Source organism: Verrucomicrobiota bacterium, assembly GCA_016200005.1.
In the GTDB taxonomy this organism is placed as follows: Bacteria; Verrucomicrobiota; Verrucomicrobiia; order Limisphaerales; family PALSA-1396; genus PALSA-1396.
Genome location: JACQFP010000064.1, coordinates 67,560 through 93,482, shown reverse-complemented (window position 1 = coordinate 93,482; position 25,923 = coordinate 67,560). Strand labels below are relative to the sequence as shown.

Below are 25,923 nucleotides of genomic sequence, written 5' to 3'. Positions count from 1 at the left end.
CCTGAGCTACGAAACATTCCCATGAAACGATTAACCATGAAGCAGATCAAAGCCCACCGGGTGCCGCGCCGATCGGTGACGATTTGGTGGTTGGGCCAGGCGGGTTTCATCATTAAGACGCCGGGAGGTAAAATTGCCGCGCTTGATCCGTACCTCTCCAATTCCTGCAAAGCGATCGGCGAACAGCACGGCTTTCGCATGGATCGCCAGGTGCCCCCGCCGCTGGCGGCCAAAGACCTGGTCGGCGTTGATCTCTACCTGATGACGCACAGTCACCAGGATCATCTCGATCCGGAAACCATCGGGCCCTATCGCAAGGCAGGCGGACGCGGCAAGTTCGTCGCGCCCGCCGAAGCGCTGGAGCGTCTTCATGCCATCGGAGTTCCAGAAGAGGAAACGACGCTGATCTGGCCCAACAAGAGCGTTACCGTTGGCGACCTCACGGTGCGCGCGACGTTTGCCATTCCTTTCGGTGGCGATGATCTGACCCACGTGGGTTATCTGGTTTTCGTCAAGGGCGGGCCGACGCTCTATTTCACCGGAGACACGGCCTATCACGATTTGCTTGCGGATGCCGTCGCGCCTCACAAGCCGGACCTGCTCGCCGCCGTGATCAACGGTGCGTTTCGCAATCTCAGTCCCGCCGAGGCCGCGCTGCTGGCCAAACTGTTGCAAGTCAAGGTGGTCATACCCTGCCACCACGATCTCTTCCTCGATAACTGCCAACCGCCCCAAATGCTGCACACCAATCTCAAGTTGCAAGGCATGGGCGATGCGTATCGGCTCCTCGAGCAGGGCGTTCCATTCAGATTCGCGCGGATTTGAAGCGTGTTCAACCTCGGCAGACTGCCCGGCACGGATTATTTTTGTTTCCTGCGGTTGGCGCGCCTTGTTCATTGCAAGTGGGCGATGGCCCATTAGCATCCGTCCGAAACGATTGACCTGACGTGGTCATTACTGCTGTTATGCAGAGACTGAATTTTGTTTTCTTTGGCATCTACCTGTTGCTCACGGTCGCGCTGGGCCTCTGGGTGGCACGCCGGAAGACCGCGAATGCTCGGGATTACTTCCTCGCGGGGGAGGGACTGCCGTGGTACGCGATCGGCGGTTCGATCATCGCGGCAAACATCAGCACGGAACATTTCATCGGCATGGTGGGCGTGGCGTATGCCGTGGGTTTCGTGGTGGCGCAGTGGGAATGGGGGAACGTCATTACCTTTTCCGTGCTGATCTGGATTTTTCTGCCCTTCTACATCCGGGGCGGGCTTTACACGATGCCGGAATTTCTGGAGCGCCGCTACAACTCACATTGCCGCTACTTTTTCGCTGTGTGCTGCCTCGTGCTGTGGATCGTCGCGCAAATGGCGGTCGTGATGCTCGCCGGCGCCAAGGCGATGCGCGGCATGTTTGACATCAATGAAACCGTCACCATCGTGACGCTCGCGTTGCTGGCTGGGAGTTACACCATCTACGGCGGGCTGCGCTCGGTGGCGTGGACAGACTTTGTTCAGTTCCTTGTGATGATGATGGGTGGTTTGCTGGTGGCCATCGTCGGTCTGGCGAAAGTCGGCGGGTTGATCGCACTCATGCACGCCGCGCCGGCGAAATTCAAGATCGCCTATCCGATCACCGATCCCGATTACCCCTGGTTCGGCGTGTGGACGCTCTTTCTCTCGATCGGCATCTGGTACAACTGCACGAATCAATTCATCGTGCAACGCTGCCTTGGCGCGCGCAGCGAATGGGATGCGCGCATGGGCGTCGTCTTCGCCGGCTTCATGAAAATTCTTCTGCCGCTGCTCGTGGTGATTCCCGGCATCATCGCCTTCCGGCTTTACCCCGGCTTGGTGGACAAAGACCTCGCGTTTCCGAAACTCGTCCGCGAACTGTTGCCGGTGGGCTTGAGCGGCATCGTCATGGCCGCGCTGGCCAGCGGGATGCTCTCGCACATCAGCTCCGTGCTGAACTCGTGCAGCACAGTGTTCACGATGGATTTGTATCGGCCGTTCTTCGGAAAAAACAAAAGCGACCATCACATGGTCACGGTCGGCAGATGGAGCGCGTTTCTGATTCTGGCAATTGCCACGCTGCTGGCAATTTGGTTCACGAAGAGCCAACTGGGCGTCTTCATGGTCATTCAAAATGTCGGCGCGTGGGTTGCCGCGCCGATCGCCGCGCTGTTTCTGGTCGGCGTGATGTGGGGCCGCACCACCGCGGCGGCGGCGACGTTTGTGTTGTGGTTCGGTTTTCCGTTCACGGCCCTCGTGGAATATGTGCTCTTCAAGCACGTGCCGTTCTTGATGCCGTTCGACAACTGGCTGAATCGCACATTCGTCGTGTGGCTCACCTGCATGGCGGCGATGGTCATCGTGTCGCTGTTCACGCGCGCGCCATCACCGGAAAAAATCGCGGGCATCATCTGGTCGCCGAAAATGGCGGCGCTGCCGGAGTCGGAACGCCAGCGCAATCGCGGCTGGCGCAGCCTGTTCCTGTGTTGGAGCATTTTCGCGGGGCTGGTCGTCGTGCTTTACCTCTATCTCTTTTACTTCCAGTTTTTCGGACCAGCGAAAGGACTTTAATTCATCATGAAAATTACCGCCATCGAAACACACGTCTGCCACGCGCGGATGCGCAACTGGGTGTTCGTGAAAGTGCTAACCGATCAACCCGGGCTTTGGGGCTGGGGCGAAGCCACGCTCGAGTGGCACACGCGCGCGGTTGTGGGCGCCGTGGAAGACATCTCGCAACTGCTCATCGGCGAAGACCCGCGCCGCATCGAGCATCTCTGGCAGATGATGTATCGCCAGCACTTCTGGCACGGGAACGGCATCGTCCGCGGCACGGCGATTAGTGGCATTGACATCGCGCTCTGGGACATCCTCGGCAAAGTCCACGGCGTGCCCGTCCATCGTCTCTGGGGCGGCCCCGTGCGCGACCACATCCGGCTTTACTGCCATCTCGGCGGCGGCAAGATGGAGGACTTCTACGAAACGGACGTGAGCGATGCGAAGCGCTTCGGCGAACTGGCGCAGCAGGCCGTCGCGGAAGGGTTCACCGCGTTCAAATCCATGGCCGTGCCCTCGACGATGCCACTGGAGGGCAATGCGCCCGTGCGCTATGCGGAACGTTGCGTGGCGGCGATGCGCGAGGCGGTGGGGCCGGACATTGACATCATGGTGGACTGCCACGCGCGTCCCTCGCCGCGCATGGGAATGCTGTTCGCAAAGGCGCTGGAGCCATTCAACCTTTACTGGTTCGAGGAACCCTGCTGGCCGGAATCGGTGGACGACATCGTGCTCATCCAGCACGCGGTGCGCACGCCGATTGCCACCGGCGAGCGGCTCGTGACGCAACATGCGTTTCGCGAGCTGTTGGAGAAACGGGCTTGCTCGGTGTTGCAACCCGACATCACGCATTGCGGCGGACTCTCCGAAGCGCGGCGCATCGCGGCGATGGCCGAGGCGTATCGCGTGGCGCTCGCGCCGCATAACCCGCAAGGCCCGGTGAGCACCGCCGCGTCGCTGGAGTTCGGCTTCGCCACGCCGAGCTACATCATCTGCGAAAGCGTCCACAGCGATGTGCCGTGGCGTCAGGATTTGGTGAGCGAACGCTTCACGGTGGAAACGAAAGGCCGCCTCGTGCGCCCCAGCCCCCGCCCCGGTCTCGGCATCGAAATCAACGAATCGGAGGTCAAGAATCACCCGTTCCAACAGGAGGCCCTGCAGCGGGTGCTCCATCGCGATGGATCCGTCGGCGACTGGTGATCTGACCTCGAGACCGATTATTTATGACAACAATCTCCGGCGTCCTTCCCGTCCTGCAACTGCCCTACGGCGACAACGATGCCATTGACTGGAACACGCTCGACCGCGAGGTGGACTGGGCCTTTGCCAACGGCGCGCAGGGCGTGGTCGCCGCGATGGTGACCGAAGTGTTGCGGCTCACCGATGCCGAGCGCGACGAACTCGCCGCGCGCCTGGTCGCGAGCGTGAACGGCCGCGGCCCCGTGGTGATGAGCGTAGGCGCAGAGAGCACCTGGCAGGCGGTGCGTCATGTGCGCGCGGCGGAGCAGGCAGGCGTATCGGCGCTCATGGCCATTCCGCCGACCAACACCCGCGCGTCGGCCGCCGAAGTCATCGGCTATTACGAAAGCATTCTGGCCGCGACCACGCGGCCGCTCGTGGTGCAGGATGCGAGCGGTTACGTGGGCGCGCCGCTGCCGATCGCCGCGCAGGCGGACTTGTTTCGCCGTCATCCCGTGCGGGTCATGTTCAAGCCGGAGGCGCAGCCGCTGGGGCAGAACCTCTCCTTGCTGCGCGAGGCCACCGGTGGCCAGGCGGCCATCTTTGAAGGCAGCGGCGGCATTGCGCTGCTGGATGCGCATCGCCGGGGCATTGCGGGGACGATGCCCGGCACGGAAATCGTATGGGCCATTCGCGCCGAGTGGGACGCCTTGCAAGCGGGCGATCTCGTCCGCGCGACCGCGCTTCAAGGCCTCATCGCCCCGCTCGTCGCGCTCCAGCATGGATTGGACGGCTTCCTCGCCGTGGAGAAACTTCTTCTGCATCACCAGGGCGTTCTGAAAAATCGTCGCGTGCGCGGGCCGGTTGGATTCAAGCTCGATGCCGCCACGGAGAACGAAGCGCTACGGCTCTTCGCGGCGCTGCGAGAACTCTGTTCACGATCAGGGGCCTCATTCAGAACCGTAGCCGCGGACGTTGGTCGGCGCTCGGTTTGATTTGATTTACGGCGACTAGAGCGGTTGCCAAAATAAATTTCTAAAAAGAAACACACAGACCCCTCACCCGGTCTTCGACCACCCTCTCCCCATCGGATGGGGAGAGGGAAGGGGTGAGGGGCAATTCGGAAACTGATTCGGGCAGACAGTATAACCCCGGCTGCTATTTCAAAAGCCACTTATTCAGCCATTCAAATGCCTCCTCCTGCATCGTCGCATTGAACTCGTGCGGCGCGTCGAAAAGACGGGTCTCCAGTTTTTCGCCGGCCTGCTGCGAATTCCACACCCGCCGCATTTTCGTGAACGCCTCTTCAATGGCCTTCACCGGAAACAGCGCATCGCGGCGTCCGCACAAAAACATCATCGGTTTTGGACACGCCAGACTCGCAACGTCCGGATAGTCGAAGTAGTTGGCCAGTCCGGGATGAATCATCGTGAACGCGGACTGGCCGGAGGTCTGATTGTTGCCCGGCACGAGCAAACCTTTGCTCGTCGCCATCCAGCAAACTGACACGCCCGCCACGATGCGTTCCGACAACGCCGCCAATTGCCAGGTCCGATATCCGCCGACCGACAATCCCATCGCCGCGATGCGCTTGGGGTCAACTTCGGCACGGCTGGCAAGAAACTCTGCGGCATGGAGGTCTTCGTGTGCGATCAAACCCGCGAACGAAGTGCCGAACTGCAACAGGTTCGCCGCCAGCGCTTGTTGCCCGTCGAAACCCGCGCCGCCGCGGTCGGACCAGTTCAACATGTCTGTGGCGAAGCAGACGTAACCGCGCTGCGCCAGTTCATCGCCGAGGAAGCGTCCGCCATAATATTTTTCAACCCACTTCTGTGCGGATTCGATCTTCTCCGGTTTTTCGTCCCACGGGCGGATGACCTTCTCCTTGCCTATATCGAACTTGGCTCCGTGATCGTGGAGGAGCAAAACAGCGGGAAACGGCCCTGCGCCTTTTGGGACGGTCATGAGCGCCAGCACACGGCTGTCGGCCGTAAGATTGAAAATAATCTTGCGCGCCACGTAACCGCCCCGGTCTTGCTCGGCAATGTTGCGCGCGTCAAACGGCGCAGGCGGCGCCGCCGCGAGCAGATGCTCCATCACTTTTGCCCGGCCCGCAGATCGCCACGCATCGAAGTTGGTAAAGTTGCCCGACAGCCACGACATCGGAAACGTCATCCGCTCCGCCAGCCGCTCGTAAAATACCGGAAGCCGGTCCCGGATTCCCGGCGTCTGAAACGCCGTTCCGCCTGTCAACATGTTTCTTGCCTGCGCATGATCGAAATCCTTTTCAGCTCTGCGCAACAGCTCATCGGGATCGCTCGCCATCGCATAGATTTTCAATCGCCAGACCTGTTGCGCGGGCGGAGCATTGGCGGGTGTCCATTGCGCGTTGTTGTGCATGCAATCGTGCCAAGCTTGCGCCATCACCGTAGCGGAGTCGTTGGCAATGGCAGCAAGATATTGGCCGTCGCGCGAAACCGCGCCGATGACACGTGTCATGTAGCGGTCGGGACTGTAATCAGCCCAGGAATTCGTGGTGGCTTCGGGCACGTTCTGCCACGTGCCTACATACATCTGCACCCACGGCGGATTGTTGTAAGGATCGCTGGCAGCGCGAACTGGAATCTTGCGCCGGGCGGTGTGGTCGAGAAACGTCCGTCCCTTTTCGGTGAAAATGAAACAACGTTTGACAAACTCCGGATAAGGGTCAGGCGCGCTGCGGAAGCCGGGTGCGCGCCGCAGTTGCCAGCAAAGATTCGGCGTGAGCAGGTTTGCCGGAAGTGACGCGGCGGCAGGCGGGACATTCGTGGCGCGAACAAGAAACTCAATCGCGCCCGGCTCCGGTGTGATGGTCGTGATGAACAGGACGTTGGACTGTTCATTGACGTGATGACGCAGTTCCAGCGCGCCGTCCGGCAATCCGCGCGCACCGATGAACTCCAGCGCGCTTTCGTAGCACCAGGAGTCGCAAATGAAATCGGGCACATTGGGAAACGCCGCCGAAACCATCGTGAGTTTCCGTCCCGGGCTGAACTGCGCATCCTCCCAAACGCCAAGCGTCGGCAGGTGTTGCGGATCAGGATTGGTCGCGGTCACGATCATCTTTGGTTCAGCGGAAATGGCGGCGAGCAACGACAAGACGATAACAAAAATCGTGATGGGAAATGGTGGAACGATGGGGATGCGATTGAAGAAATTCATGGCTGTTTGAGCGGGACGCGGCTCAGCACCTGGCCGAGCGGCTCGTCGGCTTTTGGCTCGGCCAGCAATCGTGACGCTGGACGATGCTCCAGGTAATACGCCAGCACTTCGTTGAAATAAACCAAGCCCTCCGGTGGAGCAGACCCAAAGCCCGGTGCGCCTTCGGTATAATCACGCGTCGCATCGCGGTCGGAAGGCTTCTTGTAGAGATCGTAAAGTTCTTTGGGCGATTTCACTTTGCCCGTAGTAATCTCCCAACCGCTCAGGCCGGCGAAGATTTGTCCAGTGCGTCGCCATCCATGAATCCGCTGGCGCAGAACGCGCTCGATGGCGTCGAGGTAACGCCGTTCTGGTCCGAGTAACTTCGCCGCCTGCGTGATCTGCCACGCGTGCTCCAATGCCTGACCGAGGATCAAGCCGCTGGAGCGCGGATGTGGATAACGCCAGCCGCCAAGCGGGTCCTGGCTGGCGGCCAGAAAATCGGCGACCGCACGAACCGTGTCACGGAGTTTCGGTTCATCGGGTGCGAGGCGGGCGAGTTCCGGCAAGCCGGCAAGTGCGTAACCGATGATGTAAGGTTTGGCGTAGCCGACTTTCAGTCCGCCCTGATCCTCCTCGATGAACGGCGGGTCGGGATCAATCGGCTTGCCACCTTGATCAAACAAGTCGCCGAGTGAAAGTTTGCTGCGAAGCTCACGGAACAAGCGCAGAGCCTCGTCGAGATAACGTTGTTCACCGGTGTAACGGTAGAGATCGACGAAGTCGCGCACGTCGCCGATGTTGCGGCACTCGCCTCGGTCAGCGTGCAAATGCTCGGCGGCGTAAGCGAGTTGTGCGTCGAGCGCTTCCTTCATGCGCGGATCGCCGGTTTCCTCCCACGCGAGCCAGAAAGCCGCGTAGCCCTTCGTGCAGAAATTCACCGAGCCGTTCGAGCGCCACATGTATTTTTTGTCCGGTGGCGTGCGGTTCATGGCCACGATGTTGTTGTAGCGTGTACCGCCGCGCTCTTTGTCGCCCCACCAGACGGATTGGTTGTAAAAGTTGTCGCACCAGAGCAGCGCAGTGTCGCGCAGCCGTGTGTCGCCGCCGCGCCAGGCTTCCTCGAAGATCGGCGCGCAATGGTTTAGCCGGTTCATGCCAAAGATGCCGCCGTGCGGCTCGGCGTCCGAATAACTCGTCACATTGCCCAAGTCGTCGCCGACGGCCATGCTGCGGACAATAGCGTCGCTATGGAAACGAACAAGCGCCTGCAACTCTTCCGGCAGCTTGTTCTCAGCAAGAGTGGCGCTCTTGCCGTAAAGCGCGTCCCAATTTTTCGCGTCCACCTCGACGCGGTGCGGCGACAACAAGGTGGGCGTCAAATGGGCGAGGTTGGCCGGGGCGATGACGATCTCGGCGCGGTGCCAGGATTCCGGCTGCATCGGGACAAGTTCCTCCGCCGTGCAACGCAAATAGTGATAGACTAGTTGTTCGCCTTCGGTGAAGCGCGCTTCAACAAAACCTCGACGCTTGAGCGACGCGACCGGGTGATAGACGGTGAGGCGATTTCCGAAGAGTTGCAACGCGACATTGTCGTCGTTGGTAAAAGCGTGTTTCTGAAGCGTGCCGGTGATTTGCCGACTGCCTTGCGTTGTTTGCAATGTGGCTTGGTCAGAGCGCGCGTGCAGTTCCCAGCCGAAATCTGGCGCGCGGCCATCGTCGGCGAGGTTGCGTTGCAGATGTGCAACCACGACAACGCCGCCGAGTGCGTCCATGCGCAATTCGATTACGCGCGGCCACTGCGGGTCGTCCAGATGAAGGCGCTGCCAGCGGAAGTATTGGTTGTGCTCAACAATTTCGACGCGTGGAGCGTTAGTCGAGGTGCGTTGTGGAGCCAGCAGTCGCAGTTCTACGCGATTGCCATCCGTCCAGATGAACGTGAGGGAACCGTCTTCGAACATAGTCCGAATCGGAAAATCATCGGTGGGTTTGGCCACGTTCTTCTGGGAGTTGAACGTGAACCGGATCGGTGTCTTGGCCTTGAACGAATAGGGGAAGGTGACCAGCACGCGGCGGCCGGAACGAACTTCGCGTTCCTTCGAGGGGTACCACGAAAGGACGCGAACAGCCACCGGCAGACGGCGATGGCCGTCATCGGCCACGAGCGTACGCCCTTCCGCCAGCAAGCCGCGAGGAAGCGGGAGTGAAGTGCGAACCAATTGCTCCCCCGTCGTCGTCGGAGTGATGGCGGCCGAAAAATCCCTGGCGGCGCAAAGTTTCGGGACGACAGAGCACAAAACCGAGGCGAGCAATGTTATGCGAACGAAAGACAAAAGGGTTAGGTGTGATCTCACGAGTATCCTGATTGGAATAAAATTCTGTTAGATAAATAAGGGCAAAGGGGTCCCGCACAAGCGCATTTTTGGAGGTTTCGAGCATTAAGCAAACACGTGGAACGCGGGCTCGCGGCGGTCGCAACGATTCATGACGCTTGTCGCGCTGAAACTCACAGCGCAAGCGGATGATAGATCGCCCCAGGATATTCGATGCGCAGTTGGCGCGGCATGGCAACCCTTTACCGCCACGCCCGATTTGTGTCAATAGTATGGAGCGACCCCTTTATGGAGCGACCCCTTTACGACCCCTTTATGAACCATTTTGAAACAACCCGGATCCGGGGTCCAGAACTATCTGCAACCAGATGAAGATTTTTTACGCCCTGCCTTAACTAAGCGCCATTCAGGACCCCTTTAAGGAGCGACCCCTTTACAAATAGTTGTCAATACCAAGACCCCTTTACAACCCCTTTAGAAATCAGCCTCTGGTGCTTGTAAGCCGGCTTGCTCAAGCCGGCTCCTTAAATCACGCACTAACTGCCGATAATCGCGTGTAGGGTGGGAGATATGGTCCTCCTCTACGTCAACTCTGATTGGGAGCCCACCAAAATGGATCGTGATCCATAAATTCGGTTTATACTCGGCCAGCCGGACATAGCTTTTGTCACGAAGCTGACCCTTCTCATCAACGCGCGTTTTGAGGAGGCTCAGCCCGTGGGCTTGTGCCACGGCTTCCACAATGCGGTCTGTTGTTTGTTCTATTTGGAAGCGTGGAACCCCGGCGGAAACCGGAGTAACCGAGTAGGCGCGCCGCACACTGGGCTCACCAAGCAAATTACACCCGCTAAGAAACGCTAAACTGCACGCCATCGCTACGACAAAGAGTATTTTGTTCATCGTCATCACTTGGATTGACACCTTTCCAGCTTAAAATCTCGGCGGGAAGAATGATGGTCTGTAATTCGCATCAATGATTTTGGGCGAGCGCTTACTATCCAACCATATAAACGTTTCATTCGTTGTCATCGCGAGATAGCTATCACCATAGGTTTTCCCCACCCGAACGGCAACAACACATTGATACTGCGTCTTGTCGATAGTCACTACAACGTTAGTCGGCAGCCAAACCTGATAGTTAGGGTTACCACTCGTGACATATCCATGTTTTGAGTACTCCGCATAGGTCAGCTTTAGCAAACTCTTTCCCTCGGTAATGCTAACGCGCCGCGTCATCCACGCATTGTGAAGAAATACGTGCACGAAGAGGCCAGTGAATATAATGGCCAAGAATGCTGCGATCCATTTAACGTTCATGAAAGGACAGCGATATTATGGTTTTACTTCCACAAAGCGCGAACCCGTTATTCCATACCAGCGAGAACCTGTCTGGGTTGTTCCCCACCAGCGCCAAGCAGAGCCCGTATATCCAGATACTTTGGCGGATGGCAGGATCGTCTTAAATCCACCCGCAATGGAAGACATGCCGCCACTAGCCGACTCGCAGCCACACAATTTTATTGTAGCATTTGGGGCAAATGCTCGTCGTATGACGGCGCTCGCTGACGTAAAATCCCCAGTTGTGCCGCGAGCAATTCCAACATCCCCATTCTGATTCAGAAGTATATCATCTCCAGAAAATGCTAAGGCCAAAGGGTTGGAATGCCCAACATATTTCTGCGTCAGAAGTGAGTGTTCCTCCACTTTTGCCATCCACTGGACATATTGATCTGGAGAAGTGAATTCCTCGCTGTAAGACTTTCCTGACGTAAACTTCCCCTTCACAAATGCTTTGTCTCCCTGGAGAGCTGGGCCGAGTTCTTCGGCCTGCTGAGACGCCTGTACCGCGCCAATTGCACCTACAATCGACGCTGCCACTCCGGTCCCAAACGCTGCCCATCCCAGATCTTCGGCAAGTCTCTGGTCGCCGGCTAACGAGGCGCCGGTTGCGGCGATTGATAACGTTGCCGACGTAATGCTCAGGACTCCCGCTGCAATCACCCAGGGTCCCGCTGGCGCGCCGGGTGTGAAGAGAAGAATGACTCCAATAACAATTGTGGCCACCGCCAAGATGATGTTTGCTGCCGCGCCCTGGTAAAAAGCAGCCTGCTGTCCGAACACCTGACCGAAGAGGTAGTTGTCCGTCGCCTGGAACAGCGGCAACAACCCTCCACTCAGCACCCCCGTCACAATACTTTGTGGACTGGAGAAGGCATTCCCCCAGGCACGGAGCAGCCCGCTGAAAAAGGCGCCATGCCCACTGGGGTCGGTAAGGTTAAGCGGGTTGTTGTTAACATAAGAATAACGGTTGAGGTTTTGAGGATTAGCTGCGCCCGGCACCATCGAATCCGGCTGGATGAAACGCCCAAGTTCGGGGTCGTAGTAACGGGCATTGTAGTAATACAGCCCGGTGTCTTCATCGAGCACTTGGCCGGTGTAACGATTCGAGACTTGAAACGCGCTCGTTGGCTCTTTGTATTGCTCCCGGCCAAACCCGCTATATTCGTAATGCTCCACCCGGTTGCCCTGCCGGTCCGTCATCACGCTTGATGATCCCAAATGATCCGGGTGGTAATAATAGAATACTGGATCGTAAACTTGGGCCTGGACGTTCGTCTCAGTCGTCGCCATTACGAGCGCGATGATGACAAGCAGGGAGACGAACTGCTCGCACAGTGGACGCGGCTTGAGAATAGAAACAAACGCCCTCACCCCGGCCCTCTCCCCCAGGAAAGGGTGAAGTTTTCGGCGCGGGCGCTTGCTCGTGGGTAGTTGCCGACGGGCGGCGACGCAGACGCCGAGAATGCCGAGCAATGTGCCGACGAGCAGAGTCCACGGAGTGCGGCCTTCCTGGAATGGCCAGTTGGAGGTTCGCGTCAGGAACGCGCTGGTGGCGGCGAGCCAGGGGCGTTTCTGGATGGACCAGGCGAAGCCGCTTTGCGGTTCAAACGTGGCGATGCGCCGCCCACCGGCAAAGACATGGCACAGTTGCTTGTTGTCCTTAATCTCAAAAATGCCGGCGATCCAGATCGTGTAGCCATTGGTGCTGCCTTTCCAGAGTCGCGTGCCGCCGTCAGCATAGCCAAACGTGACCGTCGGTCCGCCGCCGCCGCTGACTTGTTTGAGTTGATTCTCCTCATCATACGCGAGGGTCTGCGAACCACGCGTAATCATGTTGCCGTTGGCATCGTAGGTGTAGCTCTTGCCGTTGGCGTTGGTGACGGCGTGCGGTTTGGCCCCGTAAAGATACTGTCCCGCGACGGCCTCGCCATTTGTGATGACATTTCCGATGGCGTTGTAACTGTAGGTCTTCGTTCCTGCTGCCGTCGAAGTCAGTTGAGTGAGCCGATGCAAGTCGTCGTACAGAATATTGGTACGCGTGGCCGAGGCTGTGGTGCCGAAAACGCCGTCGATAATGCTCTTAAGGTTGGATACTTTGTCGTATGTGTAGCTCAAGTCTTGATGCCAACCTCCACCCGGCGCCGTGGTCTTGAGCCGCTGAAGTCGCTTGGAATTCGCATAATACAGATTGGTACTCTGCAAGCCGTTGCCGAAAGCGATGCCCAGCGGCTGGCCGAGCGCGTTAAAGCCGAGCGGGCGGTAGAACGTTTCCGCCGTGCCGGTGCCCGCGGTGCTCACCACGTTGCTCAGGTTTCCGCCGGTGTCATAGCTGTACTGAATTTTGACCGTGAGCGTGGAAGGATAAGTGACCTCTTTGATCCGGTCGGCATCGTCGTAAGTGGACTGGGTTGTGTAAGTCGTGGAGTTGACGGACAAGAAACGGCCGGTTTTGAGGACCCGTCCCCGCACGTCGTAACTGTTTTTCTGCCAGCCTTGCGCGTCCGCCACTTTGTAGAGGAGCCCCTTGAACATGGTATAATTATTCGTATCGTCACTCACGTCGTAAACGTTGGTGACGGTGTTCACTAAATTGGTATTTGAATCGTAGATTTGTTTGGTAATCAGACGGCCCAGCGGATCGTTGTAATTGAGAACACGTTTTTGATTCTTGGCGTCGATTTGCTGAGTCAATCGGTTGGCCGCATCATAGCTGTAACTCCACGTGCCCATGTCCGGGTCGGTCATCGAAGTTTTGCGGCGCAAACTGTCGTAAACCATCGTGGTGACGTTGCCCGCATTATCCGTCACATTGGTCAGGTTTCCGACGAGATCGTATTTGAAGTAGGTGTTGTAATTGCCCCCACTCGTGACCTCGACAACCTGGATCACGCGACCATAGGCATCGAAGTAGGATTTGTTGGTCTTGCTTTCAGCATCGGTCGTCACGGTCGCCCAGGGATTCGAGCCATCGACGTATGCCATTGTGCTTGGTCCCGTTGGCGAGCCGGTGTCGCCGGCGGGCGGCGTCACGCGGAAGGGACGGATGATCGGATCATACTCAGTCAAAGTGCCCGGCGCATTCGGATCGCGGGCGGTGAAACTGAAATTCGTGCTGAAATAGGGTAGCGATTGAAAGTAAGCGTTGCCGCGGACATCATACCAGACATCTGCCGCCCGGAACTGCCCGGTCTCCGCTTCCACGCGCGTCTGGATCGTGCGCCCGACGCCGTCGGCATAAACGTAGGACTCAAGACCGTTGGTGGTATCCACAGCGTCGTTCACCTGTTTGCGCACGTAATTGTAGCTGAGGCCACTGACAATCCCGAACTGGGCGTAAAGATAGCGTTCTTTCCAGAGCACGGGCGCACCGAAGGCGTTCGTCGAGATTTTGGTTTCAACCAGACGGAAGAAGGTGTCGAATGCATTGCTGACCACCAGACCTTTTGCGTCGGTTGTGGTAATCACACTGCCCGAACGAACATCGACGGAAGTATCGTTCGTGAAAGTGGCGGTGATTTGGCGAAGAGGAAAGGTTTGATAGGTTGTGTCGTAAACCGTCGTGGTGACGATGCCAACCGTGTTGGTCGCTTTTACGGGGTTCCCATAAGTGTCGTAGCCGATGGAGTTCGTGACGTATTGCCCGCTGGTGTTCAGCCAATCAGCGGTGGTGGTCAAGTTTCCACGGCTCCCGTCGTAATAGAACAGGGTTTCCCGGAGTTTCTGCGTTCCGCTGGTATCCGCGGTGACCTTGAGGCTGGAAGGTTTGCTCAGGATGTTGGTATTAGCCAGCGATGCGTAAGCGGTGAATGTAAAGACCGAATCGTTACCAATGTTAGTGAAGCCATGCGTCGAAACGACAACGTTGGTGACCTCCCCGAAATCACTTTCCTTGATGATATTTCCGGTGTTCGTGTCATAAGCAACTTGCTTGACCGTGGCACGATAATTTGTCAACCCTTCATACACCATGTTGATCGACTGGGAGAGGAAAGGAAAACACCAGCCGTTGGTATGAAGCATGACCTCTTCGATCTTGTTCAAAGTGAGGTGATAGAGGTTCCCGTTGGTGCCGTAAGCTTCAATGCGATAAGGCATCCCTTTCTTGGCAAAGGAACTCTGGTCCTGGTATTCTCCGTTCGCGCTCTCATCCCGCCCGCCGCCTTGATGAAAGTATGTGGTAGTTTTTGCGCCGAGCGGCTCGGTGACTTCCACCCGGTTGAATCCTCGGAACTCGCGCCGGACTGTATCATAGAAGCCGCCGCGATAATTGTAGCTGGTGGTGTTGGTGTTTCCCATGCCATCCGTTACGGCAACGGTGGAAACCGTGTAAACAGGAAAATTAAGCGTGCTGATCGCATTGTTCGTCCACGGATCACCCACCCAATCACGGTCCCGATTGTCGTATTGGGTGGAAGGTTTGTACGTGACCTTCACGTTGCCACCCAGGTTGTTGGTGACGCCACTCAGCAGGTCAGGGAACGGCCCCTTGTTTAACTGAACGACAAGCGAGTCGTAGGGAGATGAAAATTTGCGCATCACGCGGTCGGGCAAACCGTCCCCGTTGATGTCGATCAAATCGACTTTTGTGTCACCACTGGCTTTGTAAACCACGCTGTTCCAATCAGCACTCGTTTGGTTCTGGCTCTCCAACGGCGTCCAATCCACGTTGTTGGTGATAAAACCCGAACCCGTGTTGATCTGCACCTTGAATCGGTCATAGGATGGATTGGCTACGCGCATCACACGGTCGGGTAATCCGTCGCCGTTAATATCAATGAGGGTGTTGAAGGTTACGCCGAGATCATTTGCCGCCGGACTCGCCCAGCCGTCACCGCTTTGTCCTTGCGTATCCAACGGCCCCCAATACTCCCACCTGTCGGAGCCAGCACCGTTGGTCTCGAAACCGGCACCATTGTTGAATTGAACGGCAAAGTTGTCCCTGGGGTTGTTAAGCTTCTTCATGACCCGGTCAGGCAGGCCGTCACCGTTAATGTCATACATGCCCACGAAGGTGTTCCCGTTGGCGTCGGTGCTGAAGATACTGTTCCAACCGTCGCCTGCCTGTCCTTGACCATCGACTCCCAGCCAATCCACCAAGCCACTGAAACCGTTGCCGGTATTGAACTGAACCTTGAACCGGTCGTACGGCGAATTGTATCGGCGCATGACGCGATCGAGCAATCCATCGCCATCCATATCGATCAGATCAACCTTGGTTGGATCACCTCCCCGGGGTGAACACCAGTCCTGCACTGCATTCTCCGCCGTCACCGGCCCCCAAATTTGAGCGGCTCCAAATCCATTGGTTCCTTGGTGCCCGAGATTGAATTGGACCCAGAAGTTGGTGTAGGGGTTGGATACATTCCGCATGATGCGATCCAGGAATCTGTCGCCATTGAGGTCGAGGAACTCAACGTAAGTATCTCCAACACCGTTGCCGGCCCTTGGACTGTTCCAATCACTGCCGTTCTGACTCTGACTGTCCAATGTGCCCCACGTATAATTGCTGTTAGTCGGCCAAAAACCGGTTCCGGTGTTCCGCTGAATGTAGAAATTTGAATACGGCGAAGAGACGCTACGCATCACGCGGTCCGGCAAACCATCCGCGTCAATGTCAGTCAGGAGCAAACGGTGGTCATTATTGCCATCAATCGAATGCACACTATTCCACATGGTATCCGTTTGTCCCTGGCTATAAAGTCCCGGCCAACTCGTCGCGGACTCAAACTGAAATGGCTTCACTTGATACGTGAAATTGAGCGGCGGCAACGTAGTTGTATCGTCCGCACCGTAAACTGTCACAGAGTTGAGCAATGAACGGAATGTGGAGGGCGAATTGGTGTAGCCTAGCACGTAAGTCCGGACCTTTAACCCGTTCGCCTTGACAACGATTTTCGAAAGTCGGTTGCTGGTTGTTACACGGTAGCCCGGCTGAAAGGTAATCGTCTTGTCGCTCCGGCCCTCCGGAATAAAGTCCACCGTATGGGTCGCGCTTAACGAGTTGGTGTTTCCGTTGTAGGCGATCTGCGACAAATAGAGCATGCCGAGCATGTTCGTGTAGCTGAAATACGTCGTGTTGGCGTTGGCGTCCTCAACGTAGTTGATGGCCCAGCGGAACGTGCTCTTGGCCAGGCCAGCCGTCCAATTCGTCTTGTTGTTTTCCATCCGGCTGTTGGAAGCCGTGCCGAAATACATTTTATTTCCGCCCTTGTCCGTGACCAGCCAGTAGTTTTCAAAGTAAGCAAATTTTAAGAACGCTCCGTCCACCTCAGCCCGGTATTGGTTGCCGCCCACATTGACCAATTTGCCACTCACCCCGCCCATGCTGAAAATGAAACCAAGACCATCATCATATTCGCTAAGCGGCTGCGTTGAACCCCATTTGACCGGCACCCCGTACCGCGTCTCTCGTTGAATGAATCCGACTTCCAGTCCCCAGCCCACACCGCACCAACCATTGCCATTCCCTGAATTGTAGCCTAAGGCAAGTTGCGGTTGCGCGCCTTGCCGGGCCGGTGCAACGACAATGGGCACGGTGTACGTAAATCGACCGGTGAAAAGATCGGGTTGAAAGTTCAAGATTCCGTTGGGCAACTGGCCGCTACCGGAAGCACTGCCCGGCAGACCATCTGCAGTGGGCGAGGTCGACGCGGTTTGTGTAGATAAGGTCGAGTCTGTAGAAACAGCGTCAGTCGCCGGTGCTGCAGCAACTGGCTGGTCGGAAGTTGTTGCCGCATCTTGCGCTGTCGCGGTCAGTGCGAGGGCGAGAAAGAGGGTGGCCAAAAAGCAAGTCGTTTTCATAAATGAATTTTTTTATGCGGGGGGCGTGGGGGGGTTGGGTGGTCCTGGTTTCGGCGGTGACCCGCCGCGCGGCGGAAATCTGCCCAGGCGAAATTCCGCGCGCACCGCCGCGTTCGAGGAGTCGCGTTCCGGCCATTGCAGGTTCGCCGCGTTCTGCACGGTGAGCAGCCGCTCGTAAAGGTCGTTCGCGTTGCGATTGCGCGTGCCCGTCGTGCCCGTGCGCGTGGTCTTGGCCGTTTCCTGGGAATCGTCCGCCGATTCGGCGGGAGCGATTGGCGGTTGCGCGGGAACGCCCGCCGGGAACGCGGGAGCGCCGCAGGCTTTCGTGAACCGCGACACGGCGGTCGTCCTCACCGGAAAATCGTTCCGCAGCGAAGCACACAATCGGCTGGATACACTACCGCGCTTGGGGGAGTCAGCGTTACGGTTTTGCTGGGCGGCCTCAGGTCGTGCGACTCTTGTCACGGTTTGTTTCATAGCTCACCACGAAACCGCAAAACAAGAAGCTCGAACAGACACTTGGAGTTTTCTACGGAACGGAGTTAACCAAACTTGCCCGGAACTTGTAAAGAAGTTCTTCGGGAAATCTCTCAGCCTCCAGCCGGAATTTGGATTGCAGCCGCCGGAGTGAGGAGGCGAAACAGGCTCAAGTTACTAGCGTGGGAGGTCCGCCTCGTTTCCTCGCCGCCTACACCTTGACCCACTGACGGGTTTTGGCGGATTGCTCGACGGCGGCGAGCACTTGCTGATTCTTTAATCCGTCTTCGAACGTCGGTTGCACGGATTTACCGCCCACGATTCGGCACTGCTCGTCGCCGAAAGCGGCATTCACACACGCGCGGATGTCGTGCGGCTGGCCAACTGGGGCGTGCGAGTGATTCTTGTGGGCGAGGGATTGATGAAACACCGGGACATTCAGGACGGCGTGCGGGAATTGATTGCGATTGACCACAAGCGCGTCCTTGCTTGCTCCCTGCCGGGCTCGTTGCTAGACTTTGAGTGCAATCTTTTTAACTAACATGAAAAGGCCATCCAAAGAATTCTTCCCAGGTATTTCAAAAATCCAATACGAAGGGCCACGTTCGAGAAATCCTCTCGCCTTCAAATATTACAATCCGGACGAGGTCGTCGCGGGCAAATCCATGCGCGAGCAACTTCGGTTCTCGGTCACTTACTGGCACACCATTCGCGGCCAGTTATCGGACATGTTCGGCGTGGGCACGGCCGTTCGGCCGTGGGAAGACGGCACCAATTCGATGAAGATGGCCGAGACGCGCGTCCGCGTGGCCTTTGAGTTCATGGAGAAACTCGGCGTGCCGTTCTACGCGTTTCATGACCGCGACGTGGCGCCCGAGGGGCGCAACTTGCGCGAAACGAATCGAAACCTCGACGCCATTGTGAAGGAGCTGAAGCAGGAGCAACAGCGCACGGGCATTGGGTTGCTTTGGGGCACGGCGTGCCTGTTTGTCCATCCGCGTTTCGTGCATGGCGCGGCGACCAGTTGCAACGCGGACGTGTTTGCCTACGCCGGCGCGCAGGTGAAGAAAGCCATTGAGGTCACACACGTATTGAAAGGCGAAGGTTATGTTTTTTGGGGTGGACGCGAAGGTTACAGCACATTGCTGAACACCGACCTCAAGCGCGAGATGGATCACCTCGGTGCGTTCCTCCACATGGCCGTGGATCACAAGAAGGCCATCGGATTCAAAGGCCAGTTCTACATCGAGCCGAAGCCCAAGGAGCCAACCAAACATCAATACGATTCCGACGCGGCGGCGTGCCTGAATTTCCTGCGCGAGTACGACCTGCTGCGCGATTTCAAGCTTAACCTCGAAACCAATCACGCCACGCTCGCTGGCCACACGATGCAGCATGAACTCGAGGTGGCCATCGCTGCCGATGCGCTTGGCTCGATTGACGCCAACACCGGCGACCTGTTGCTCGGCTGGGACACGGATCAATTCCCTACCAACATCTATCTGACCACGGAGATCATGCTTTCGATCCTCAAGATGGGCGGTTTAAAGACCGGCGGGACCAACTTCGACGCCAAGGTGCGCCGCGAAAGCTTCGAGCCGGTGGACTTGTTCCACGCTCACGTCGGCGGCATGGACGCGTTTGGGCGCGGCCTGAAGATCGCCGCCGCCATTCGCAAGGATGGGCGGCTGGCTGAGTTTGTGCAGAAGCGGTACAGCTCGTGGGACAGCGGCATCGGCGCGAAAATAGAAGCCGGCAAAGCCAGTTTCGAAGACCTCGAAGCCTACATGCTCAAGAAAGGTGATATCGCGCCAAACACCAGTGGCCGGCAGGAGTTTCTCGAAAACCTGATCAACGAGTTCATCTGATTCTTTCGGTGCATGGCATTTCAACATCGGCGAGTTGAAGTGCTTGAAGTTCCAGCCAACAAAAAAGGGACGGCGTGAATCGCCGCCCCATTGTGCAAAACTCCACCGAAACTAAATCTTCTTCGGCAACGCTTTCCAGGCGCCCTTCTTCGCGCTACTCCTGACGCAGGTTTCGATGAAGGCAATACCCATCCAGCCGTCCTCGATGTTGGCGTACTTGGAACCGTCGCAGGCGAAGGGCTTGCCGGCTTGCCATTTGCGCACGTCGGCCTCGAAGCAGCGATGCAGGCGGGCATAGGCATCGTGGAATGCTTCCGGATGTCCCGCCGGAATGGTTGGCTCGGCCATGAGGTCAGCCGGCATTTCCTTGGGCAGAAAACCATCGCCCGGCGTGACCGCGCCGCGCCAATACACGCGATCCGGTTGGTTTGGCAGTTGAATCGTCAGGCACTCGGGATCTTCCGCACGCCAGACGAGAGTGCCCTTGGTGCCGGAGATTTCGATGCCAAGATCGTTCTTGTGGCCGATGCAAATCTGCGAGGCGCGCACGAGGGCTTTGCCACCGTTGCTCAACTCGCAATAAATGGTGAAGTGGTCGTCCAACATGCGGCCTTCGACGAAAGTTTCGAGATGAGCAGCCACCTGCGTGACATCGAGTCCGGTTACGAAACGAAGTTGCATGAGCGCGTGCGTGCCGATGTCGCCGCCGCAGCCGGAGCCGCCGGCGAGTTTCGGGTTGGTGCGCCAGGTGGCCTGCATCTGGCCGGTGGCTTCGAGCTTGGTCGCGAGCCAGCCTTGAAGATAGTAGCTGTCCACCCAGCGGACTTCACCCAACAACCCCGCGCGGACGATGTAGCGGGAGAATCGGCTGGTCCAATGGCCGATGTAAGTGTGCGCCACGCCGAAGGGAATCTTGTGTTTACGAACAGCCTTTACGAGGGCGTTCGCCTCTTTGAGATTCAGGCACAGGGGCTTTTCGCAGAATACCGGGATGCCGGCCTTGATGGCCTTCATCGCTGGGTCAAAATGCACGTGGTTCGGGGTGACAATGAGGATGTAGCTGAGCTTCTGGTCTTCGGGCAGGCTGGCGTTCGCTTCGATCATCTCGGTGTAAGAGCCGTAACCTTTGATGGGATAAGGCCAGTTCGCCGCTTCTTCGAGGGCGATTTTGGGATCGGGGAACAGCGCGCCCGCCGTCACCCGGCGCGTGCCGTCAAAGTGGATGGCCTTTTGATGGGGATTGACGATGAACGCGCCTTTGCCGCCGCCCACCAAACCGACATTGATTGGTTTAATTGACATAGCTGGTTGTGTTTTGTCTGTTCTTTAGTTTGTCTGCAATCGTTATTTCGTCCGCCGGGAACCGTTGGGAGACACAGCAAAAGAAGCTGTCCGTTTCGCACCAAGATTATCGCAACCCCAAGTCCGTTCAAGCAATTTGTGCCGGCCTAAACTTTCACCCAGTGAACCTTTTTGGCCGAACGTTCCACCGCGTTCAAAACCTGCTGATTCTTGAGGCCCTCTTGAAACGTCGGGTGAACCAATTTTCCCGCCACGCAGGCGTTCTTTTGCCATAAAGTAAACTTGGTGTTGAATTAGGTTACGCGGACTTTATAGTGACAACCGAATTTCAAGTCAACGGGCGAACGCAAATCAAAATTGAGTTCAACACCTGAGGCGCGACGCTGAAGAGTTGGGCGTCGGCTGAATCTTAACCTGTATTCAAAACATGCCTTTCACGGCCGCTGAAATTGCCGAACGTCTGCGCGGGGAAGTTCTAGGGGACGGCGCGACGCCGCTGACGGGCTTCGCGCCCGCCAGCACCGCCAAACCCGGCGATCTGACCTTCGCGGAGAACGAAACTTATTTTGCCCGCGCCGAACAGAGCGCCGCCTCGGCGATTCTCGTTGAAGGCAGTTTCGCCTGGAAGCAGAAGGTGTTGATTCGTGTGCCCAACGCGCGCATCGCCTTTGCCAAGGTGCTGCCGCTGTTCTTTCCCGAAGTGCCTTTTGAGCCGGGGGTTCACTCCACAGCCGTGATTGCCGGGTCGGCCCGCATCGATCCGACCGCGCACATTGGGCCGTATTGTGTGATTGGGGAGGGGACAACTGTGGGCACACGCGTGGTTTTGGAAGGCGGCGACCATGTCGGGGCGAAGTGCGTGCTGGGTGAGGACACGCATATTTTCCCCAACGTCACAGTTTATCCGCGCACGCAGATCGGCAAACGCGTGCGCATTCACGCGGGCGCGGTCATCGGTGCCGATGGATTTGGTTACGTGTTTGACGAAGGGGTGCACCACAAAGTGCCGCAAGTGGGGAGCACGATCATCAATGACGATGTCGAAATCGGCGCGGGCGTCACGATTGATCGTGGCGCTTTGGGACCAACGATCATCGGCAAGGGAACGAAGATCGACAACTTGGTGCAGGTGGCGCACAACGTGGTGATTGGGGAGCATTGTCTGTTGGTTTCCCAATCCGGCATCGCCGGCAGCACGAAACTCGGCAGTTATGTGACGCTGGCCGGCCAGGTGGGGCTGGCGGGCCATTTGAAGATCGGCAATCGCGTGACCATCGCCGCCAAATCGGGCGTGATGCACGACATCAAGGACGGCGACAAGTGGTTTGGTTATCCCGCGCAACCCGACCGGCAAATGAAGCGACAACTCATCGCCCTGCAACAGTTGCCCGACCTGTTGCGCCGGATGAGTGAACTGGAGAAAAGGCTCGCGGCGACGATTCCGCAAACCACCGCACCGGAGCATACCGCGAAGCCGCCCCCCGCGTAGCGCAAGCCCCGACGGAGATTTACGGGAGAAAATTTTTCGCTTTCTGGTTGACCTCCACCGCCAATTTGTGTCGAGATGATAAACCTTTACAGGTTGTTTTAATCAGATGGCAAAACTTTCAGTCAAAAACGGAAATCGTCCAAGGCCCGCCGGTGCCACCCGCTACGACGCACATCACAAGGTGCTCTCGAAGACCTATGGCGCGCTCGCCGATCTGCGTCGCGAACTGGCCGATTCCAAATCCGCCGTCGCCGAGCGGGAGGAAATCCTGAGGCAGTTTGCCGCCTGCGCCGATTCTCAACGCGCGTGGTTGCTGCTGGAGGATTATTTCGAAAAGCTTTCCCTCTCCCGCAAGGATTTCAACGGGCAGGATTGGTGGCCGCATCTGCTCAACGCGCAAGGCCAGGCCCGGCTCGAAGAAATCGCCATCCTGTTCCTGCGCGCCCGCCGTCCGCTGCCGACCGAGCTGATCCCGCACGCCAACCTCGACCACTTTGCCGAGGTGGAGGAAGCCGAGCAGGAACAAAAGCTGGTGCAACAGCTCGAGCACTGGCTCTTTCCACCCACGCCCGGCCATCTGGACCTGCCGCGAGCGGCATTGCATGTGATTTGCCAGCCGCAGGCCGAGGGCGAGCAAAGCGCGCTCCACCGGCTGGCGGTTCAGTTTCATCTGGTCCGCCAGCGCACTGGTGGCAAAACCAAAACCCTCAAGGAGCTTGTTGAACTGACCACACGGGCTGCCCACGAGCAGGAACTTTTTCCGCCCGGCGACTGGGAATTCATTCAGTGGCTCACTGAAACTTACGCGGGCCGCGAACTGGACGGGGAACCATTGCTGTTGTCCGACCTGGATTTGCTCCAGTGGCTCGCGCGCTGGGGACACGCGGCGCGACTGGAGAGCAGAGACGGCAAGAACACGTTCAACTTTCTCGGTCAGTTGGCGGAGCTGACGCCACATCTGGAGAATGGCGACAAGGAACTCTCCTTCACCCACCGCCTGACCTTGCCCAACAATGAGATTCACGCGCTTGAGGGAGTTCAGTTTTTTTCCGGGCGCCCGCCCCTGGTCCTGATCGGGAACACTTTTTATCTTTTGCGCAACGCGCCACCTTCCGCTGTGCTGGAGCATTGGACGAAAAAACCCGCCGTCCTCGTCCGCAAACTCAGTCATCGCCTGCTCATGCACCTGCGCAAAACCAAGTCCGGTGAAAGCGTCGATTGGGAACAACTCTGCGTGGCGCACACCGCGATGCCGCAGTTCATCTTCGAGTTGTCCGAGGACACCGTGCGCCTGCGCTTGCGCGCGCGCAGCGAACGCGATCAAAGTCTGTGGCTCTGGAACGGCCACGATTGGCAACCCGAAGAACCGCGCGTCCGGCAGCACGCGAAGCCGGAAATCCTCGACGACCCGCGCCTCGAACCGGCCGCCCAATGGCTGCGGCGGCTCGACTGGTTCACGCCCGAACCCGGCCTGTGGCTTGGGGACGCGAACGAAAATTTTTTGGGGGCGCTCGCCACCGCCTGGCCCGAGCGTCCGGCGGCGGCCGAATATCTCGGCAATCCCTCCTTCCATCGCCTGTTCCTGAACCGCCGCCAACTACGACCCAAACTCATCGTCAAAGGCAGCGGCATCGACTGGCTCTCCGTCTCGGCGGAGTGGGAACAGGAAGGACTCAAACTCACCGCCGCTGATCTGCAGCGGCTGCAAACCGCGACCGGACGCTTCGTCAAACTGCCCGATTCCGGCTGGGTGGAATTGGACTCTGCCGCAGTGCAATCCGCTCACGAAACGATGGCGGACCTCGGCGTGGACGGTTTGATCGCCGTGCCCAACCGCATCGGTCTGGAACAAGCGGCGCATCTGGATGAGGCCGGCCTTCAACACTTCGCCGACTCGCCGCAGGCCCAGGCCCTGCGCGAACGCCTGAGCGAATTCAAAGGGGTTCCCGGCGTGCCGCTCCCCGCCAATGTACAGGCCGAGATGCGCCCCTACCAGAAGGACGGTTTCGATTTTCTGTGCCACCTCGCGCGACTCAAACTCGGTGGCATCCTGGCTGACGACATGGGCTTGGGAAAGACGTTGCAAACCCTCGCGTGGCTCGCGTGGTTGAAGGAGACGCGCGCCGAAAAGAAATCCAAGCCCGCCCTGGTCATCTGTCCGGCCTCCGTGCTGCACAACTGGCGGCGCGAAGCCAACCGTTTCACCCCGCACCTGAAGGTGCTCGTGCTCGAAAGCGGCGCGGCGCGACACAACCTCCGCAAACAGATTCCGCAGCACGATTTGATCGTCACCAATTACGCCCTGCTGCGGCGCGACCTCGAAGCCTTGCAGAAATTTGATTTCAATGCGGTGATCCTCGACGAGGCGCAGTTCATCAAGAATCCCGCCGCGCAGGTGACGCATTCAGTCAAACAACTCCGGGCCAATCATCGGCTTGCCCTCACCGGCACGCCGCTGGAAAACCGGCTGCTCGACCTCTGGAGCATTGTGGAATTCATCCAGCCGGGCTACCTCGGCAAGCAGGACCAGTTCACCCAGACCTACGAACCGCGCGGCGAGGGGGCTGAAGGCGCGCAGCGCATCGCCCGTCGCCGGCTCTCGGCTAAACTGCGACCGCTGCTTCTGCGTCGCTTGAAAAAACATGTGGCCAAGGACCTGCCTGACCGCATCGAGCAACGGCGCGATTGTTTGTTGGGCGATGAACAGCGCAAACTTTATCTGGCGGAATTGCGGCGCAGTCGCGAACAAGTGTTCCAGACTGTGGCGGAAAAGGGATTGAACAAGAGCAAGATTCACGTGCTTGCCGCGCTCACGCGGTTGCGGCAGATCTGTTGTCATCCGCAGTTGGTGGGCAATGATTCCGCCTCCGGCAAGACTGAGACGTTGTTCGAGTTGCTCGAACCGTTGCTGGCCGAGGGACAAAAGGTTCTGCTCTTCAGTCAGTTTGTGCAGATGTTGCAACTGCTTGAAAAGGAATGTCAGCAGCGCCAGATCAATACGCATCTGCTCACCGGCCAGACCAAGGATCGGCAGGAAGTGGTGAGCGCCTTTCAGAACGATCCCAATGCCGGTGTCTTTTTGCTCAGTCTGCGGGCCGCCGGCACGGGCCTGAATCTGACCACCGCCAGTTACGTCGTGCTTTATGATCCCTGGTGGAATCCTGCCGTCGAAGCGCAGGCCATAGACCGCTCACATCGCATTGGCCAGACGAGCACCGTCAACGCCTATCGTTTGATTGCGCCCGGCACTGTGGAAGAAAAAATCTGGGAATTGCAGCAGAGCAAAGCACAAACAATCGCTGACGTGCTCGGCGAAGAAGGCTTTGCCCGCAGTTTGTCGAAGACGGATTTGGAATACTTGTTCGCGGAGGATTAAGCCCGTGGAATCT

At 57.9% G+C, this 25,923-nt stretch carries 14 protein-coding genes; 8 read left to right on the top strand and 6 right to left on the bottom strand.

All coding sequences use genetic code 11. From position 1 onward, the window contains the following. The first annotated feature begins 21 nt into the window (after positions 1–21). The 4 genes from HY298_21760 to HY298_21745 all read left to right on the top strand — a co-directional run bounded on the left by HY298_21760 (position 22) and on the right by HY298_21745 (position 4,738). The gene (locus HY298_21760) at positions 22–825 is read left to right on the top strand and encodes an MBL fold metallo-hydrolase (GenBank protein ID MBI3852890.1); all 804 of its coding nucleotides are present in this window, start codon (positions 22–24) and stop codon (positions 823–825) included. A gap of 140 nt (positions 826–965) precedes the next feature. Next, complete coding sequence (locus HY298_21755; GenBank protein ID MBI3852889.1) at positions 966–2,579, top strand: sodium/solute symporter; 1,614 nt, start codon at positions 966–968, stop codon at positions 2,577–2,579. Positions 2,580–2,585: 6 nt separating this feature from the next. Then, on the top strand, positions 2,586–3,764 hold the full coding sequence (gene dgoD / locus HY298_21750) for a galactonate dehydratase (protein ID MBI3852888.1): 1,179 nt from the start codon (positions 2,586–2,588) through the stop codon (positions 3,762–3,764). 23 nt (positions 3,765–3,787) lie between these two features. Then, complete coding sequence (locus HY298_21745; protein ID MBI3852887.1) at positions 3,788–4,738, top strand: dihydrodipicolinate synthase family protein; 951 nt, start codon at positions 3,788–3,790, stop codon at positions 4,736–4,738. A 163-nt stretch (positions 4,739–4,901) separates the two neighbouring features. Here HY298_21745 and HY298_21740 read toward each other — a convergent pair whose 3' ends face one another. The 5 genes from HY298_21740 to HY298_21720 form a co-directional block, all read right to left on the bottom strand. Continuing rightward, positions 4,902–6,944, bottom strand: a complete 2,043-nt coding sequence (locus tag HY298_21740) for a dienelactone hydrolase family protein (protein MBI3852886.1) — start codon at positions 6,942–6,944, stop codon at positions 4,902–4,904. After that, on the bottom strand, positions 6,941–9,277 hold the full coding sequence (locus HY298_21735; GenBank protein ID MBI3852885.1) for a hypothetical protein: 2,337 nt from the start codon (positions 9,275–9,277) through the stop codon (positions 6,941–6,943). Before HY298_21735 ends, HY298_21740 begins: the two co-directional genes overlap by 4 nt. 453 nt (positions 9,278–9,730) lie before the next feature. Further along, a complete protein-coding gene (locus HY298_21730) occupies positions 9,731–10,156 on the bottom strand; it encodes a hypothetical protein (GenBank protein MBI3852884.1) in 426 nt (141 codons plus the stop codon). Between the two features lie 432 nt (positions 10,157–10,588). Then, on the bottom strand, positions 10,589–17,398 hold the full coding sequence (locus tag HY298_21725) for a hypothetical protein (GenBank protein MBI3852883.1): 6,810 nt from the start codon (positions 17,396–17,398) through the stop codon (positions 10,589–10,591). A gap of 12 nt (positions 17,399–17,410) precedes the next feature. Next, positions 17,411–17,752 carry a hypothetical protein gene (locus tag HY298_21720; GenBank protein MBI3852882.1) on the bottom strand — a complete coding sequence of 114 codons (342 nt, stop codon included), beginning with the start codon at positions 17,750–17,752 and terminating at the stop codon, positions 17,411–17,413. Between the two features lie 421 nt (positions 17,753–18,173). On the opposite strand from HY298_21720, the gene HY298_21715 reads away from it, so the two are divergent. Both HY298_21715 and xylA read left to right on the top strand, forming a co-directional pair. Continuing rightward, positions 18,174–18,416, top strand: coding sequence for a hypothetical protein (locus HY298_21715; protein MBI3852881.1), 243 nt, complete (start codon positions 18,174–18,176; stop codon positions 18,414–18,416). A 1-nt stretch (position 18,417) separates the two neighbouring features. Next, complete coding sequence (gene xylA / locus HY298_21710) at positions 18,418–19,743, top strand: xylose isomerase (GenBank protein MBI3852880.1); 1,326 nt, start codon at positions 18,418–18,420, stop codon at positions 19,741–19,743. Positions 19,744–19,854: 111 nt separating this feature from the next. Here xylA and HY298_21705 read toward each other — a convergent pair whose 3' ends face one another. Beyond that, complete coding sequence (locus tag HY298_21705) at positions 19,855–21,045, bottom strand: Gfo/Idh/MocA family oxidoreductase (GenBank protein ID MBI3852879.1); 1,191 nt, start codon at positions 21,043–21,045, stop codon at positions 19,855–19,857. Positions 21,046–21,472: 427 nt separating this feature from the next. On the opposite strand from HY298_21705, the gene lpxD reads away from it, so the two are divergent. Next, positions 21,473–22,534 (top strand): UDP-3-O-(3-hydroxymyristoyl)glucosamine N-acyltransferase, encoded by a 1,062-nt coding sequence (lpxD, locus tag HY298_21700; protein ID MBI3852878.1) that lies wholly within the window; start codon positions 21,473–21,475, stop codon positions 22,532–22,534. A 106-nt stretch (positions 22,535–22,640) separates the two neighbouring features. Further along, complete coding sequence (locus tag HY298_21695) at positions 22,641–25,910, top strand: DEAD/DEAH box helicase (GenBank protein MBI3852877.1); 3,270 nt, start codon at positions 22,641–22,643, stop codon at positions 25,908–25,910. Positions 25,911–25,923 lie beyond the last annotated feature (13 nt).

What these genes read in the sequence shown, in the direction of transcription:
- dgoD (MBI3852888.1), top strand. Translation starts at nt 2,586, where the DNA reads ATGAAAATTACCGCCATCGAAACACACGTCTGCCACGCGCGGATGCGC.
- xylA (MBI3852880.1), top strand. Translation starts at nt 18,418, where the DNA reads ATGAAAAGGCCATCCAAAGAATTCTTCCCAGGTATTTCAAAAATCCAA.
- HY298_21760 (MBI3852890.1), top strand. Translation starts at nt 22, where the DNA reads ATGAAACGATTAACCATGAAGCAGATCAAAGCCCACCGGGTGCCGCGC.
- HY298_21725 (MBI3852883.1), bottom strand. Translation starts at nt 17,398, where the DNA reads ATGAAAACGACTTGCTTTTTGGCCACCCTCTTTCTCGCCCTCGCACTG.
- HY298_21755 (MBI3852889.1), top strand. Translation starts at nt 966, where the DNA reads ATGCAGAGACTGAATTTTGTTTTCTTTGGCATCTACCTGTTGCTCACG.
- HY298_21740 (MBI3852886.1), bottom strand. Translation starts at nt 6,944, where the DNA reads ATGAATTTCTTCAATCGCATCCCCATCGTTCCACCATTTCCCATCACG.
- HY298_21730 (MBI3852884.1), bottom strand. Translation starts at nt 10,156, where the DNA reads ATGAACAAAATACTCTTTGTCGTAGCGATGGCGTGCAGTTTAGCGTTT.
- HY298_21695 (MBI3852877.1), top strand. Translation starts at nt 22,641, where the DNA reads ATGGCAAAACTTTCAGTCAAAAACGGAAATCGTCCAAGGCCCGCCGGT.
- HY298_21745 (MBI3852887.1), top strand. Translation starts at nt 3,788, where the DNA reads ATGACAACAATCTCCGGCGTCCTTCCCGTCCTGCAACTGCCCTACGGC.
- HY298_21705 (MBI3852879.1), bottom strand. Translation starts at nt 21,045, where the DNA reads ATGTCAATTAAACCAATCAATGTCGGTTTGGTGGGCGGCGGCAAAGGC.
- lpxD (MBI3852878.1), top strand. Translation starts at nt 21,473, where the DNA reads ATGCCTTTCACGGCCGCTGAAATTGCCGAACGTCTGCGCGGGGAAGTT.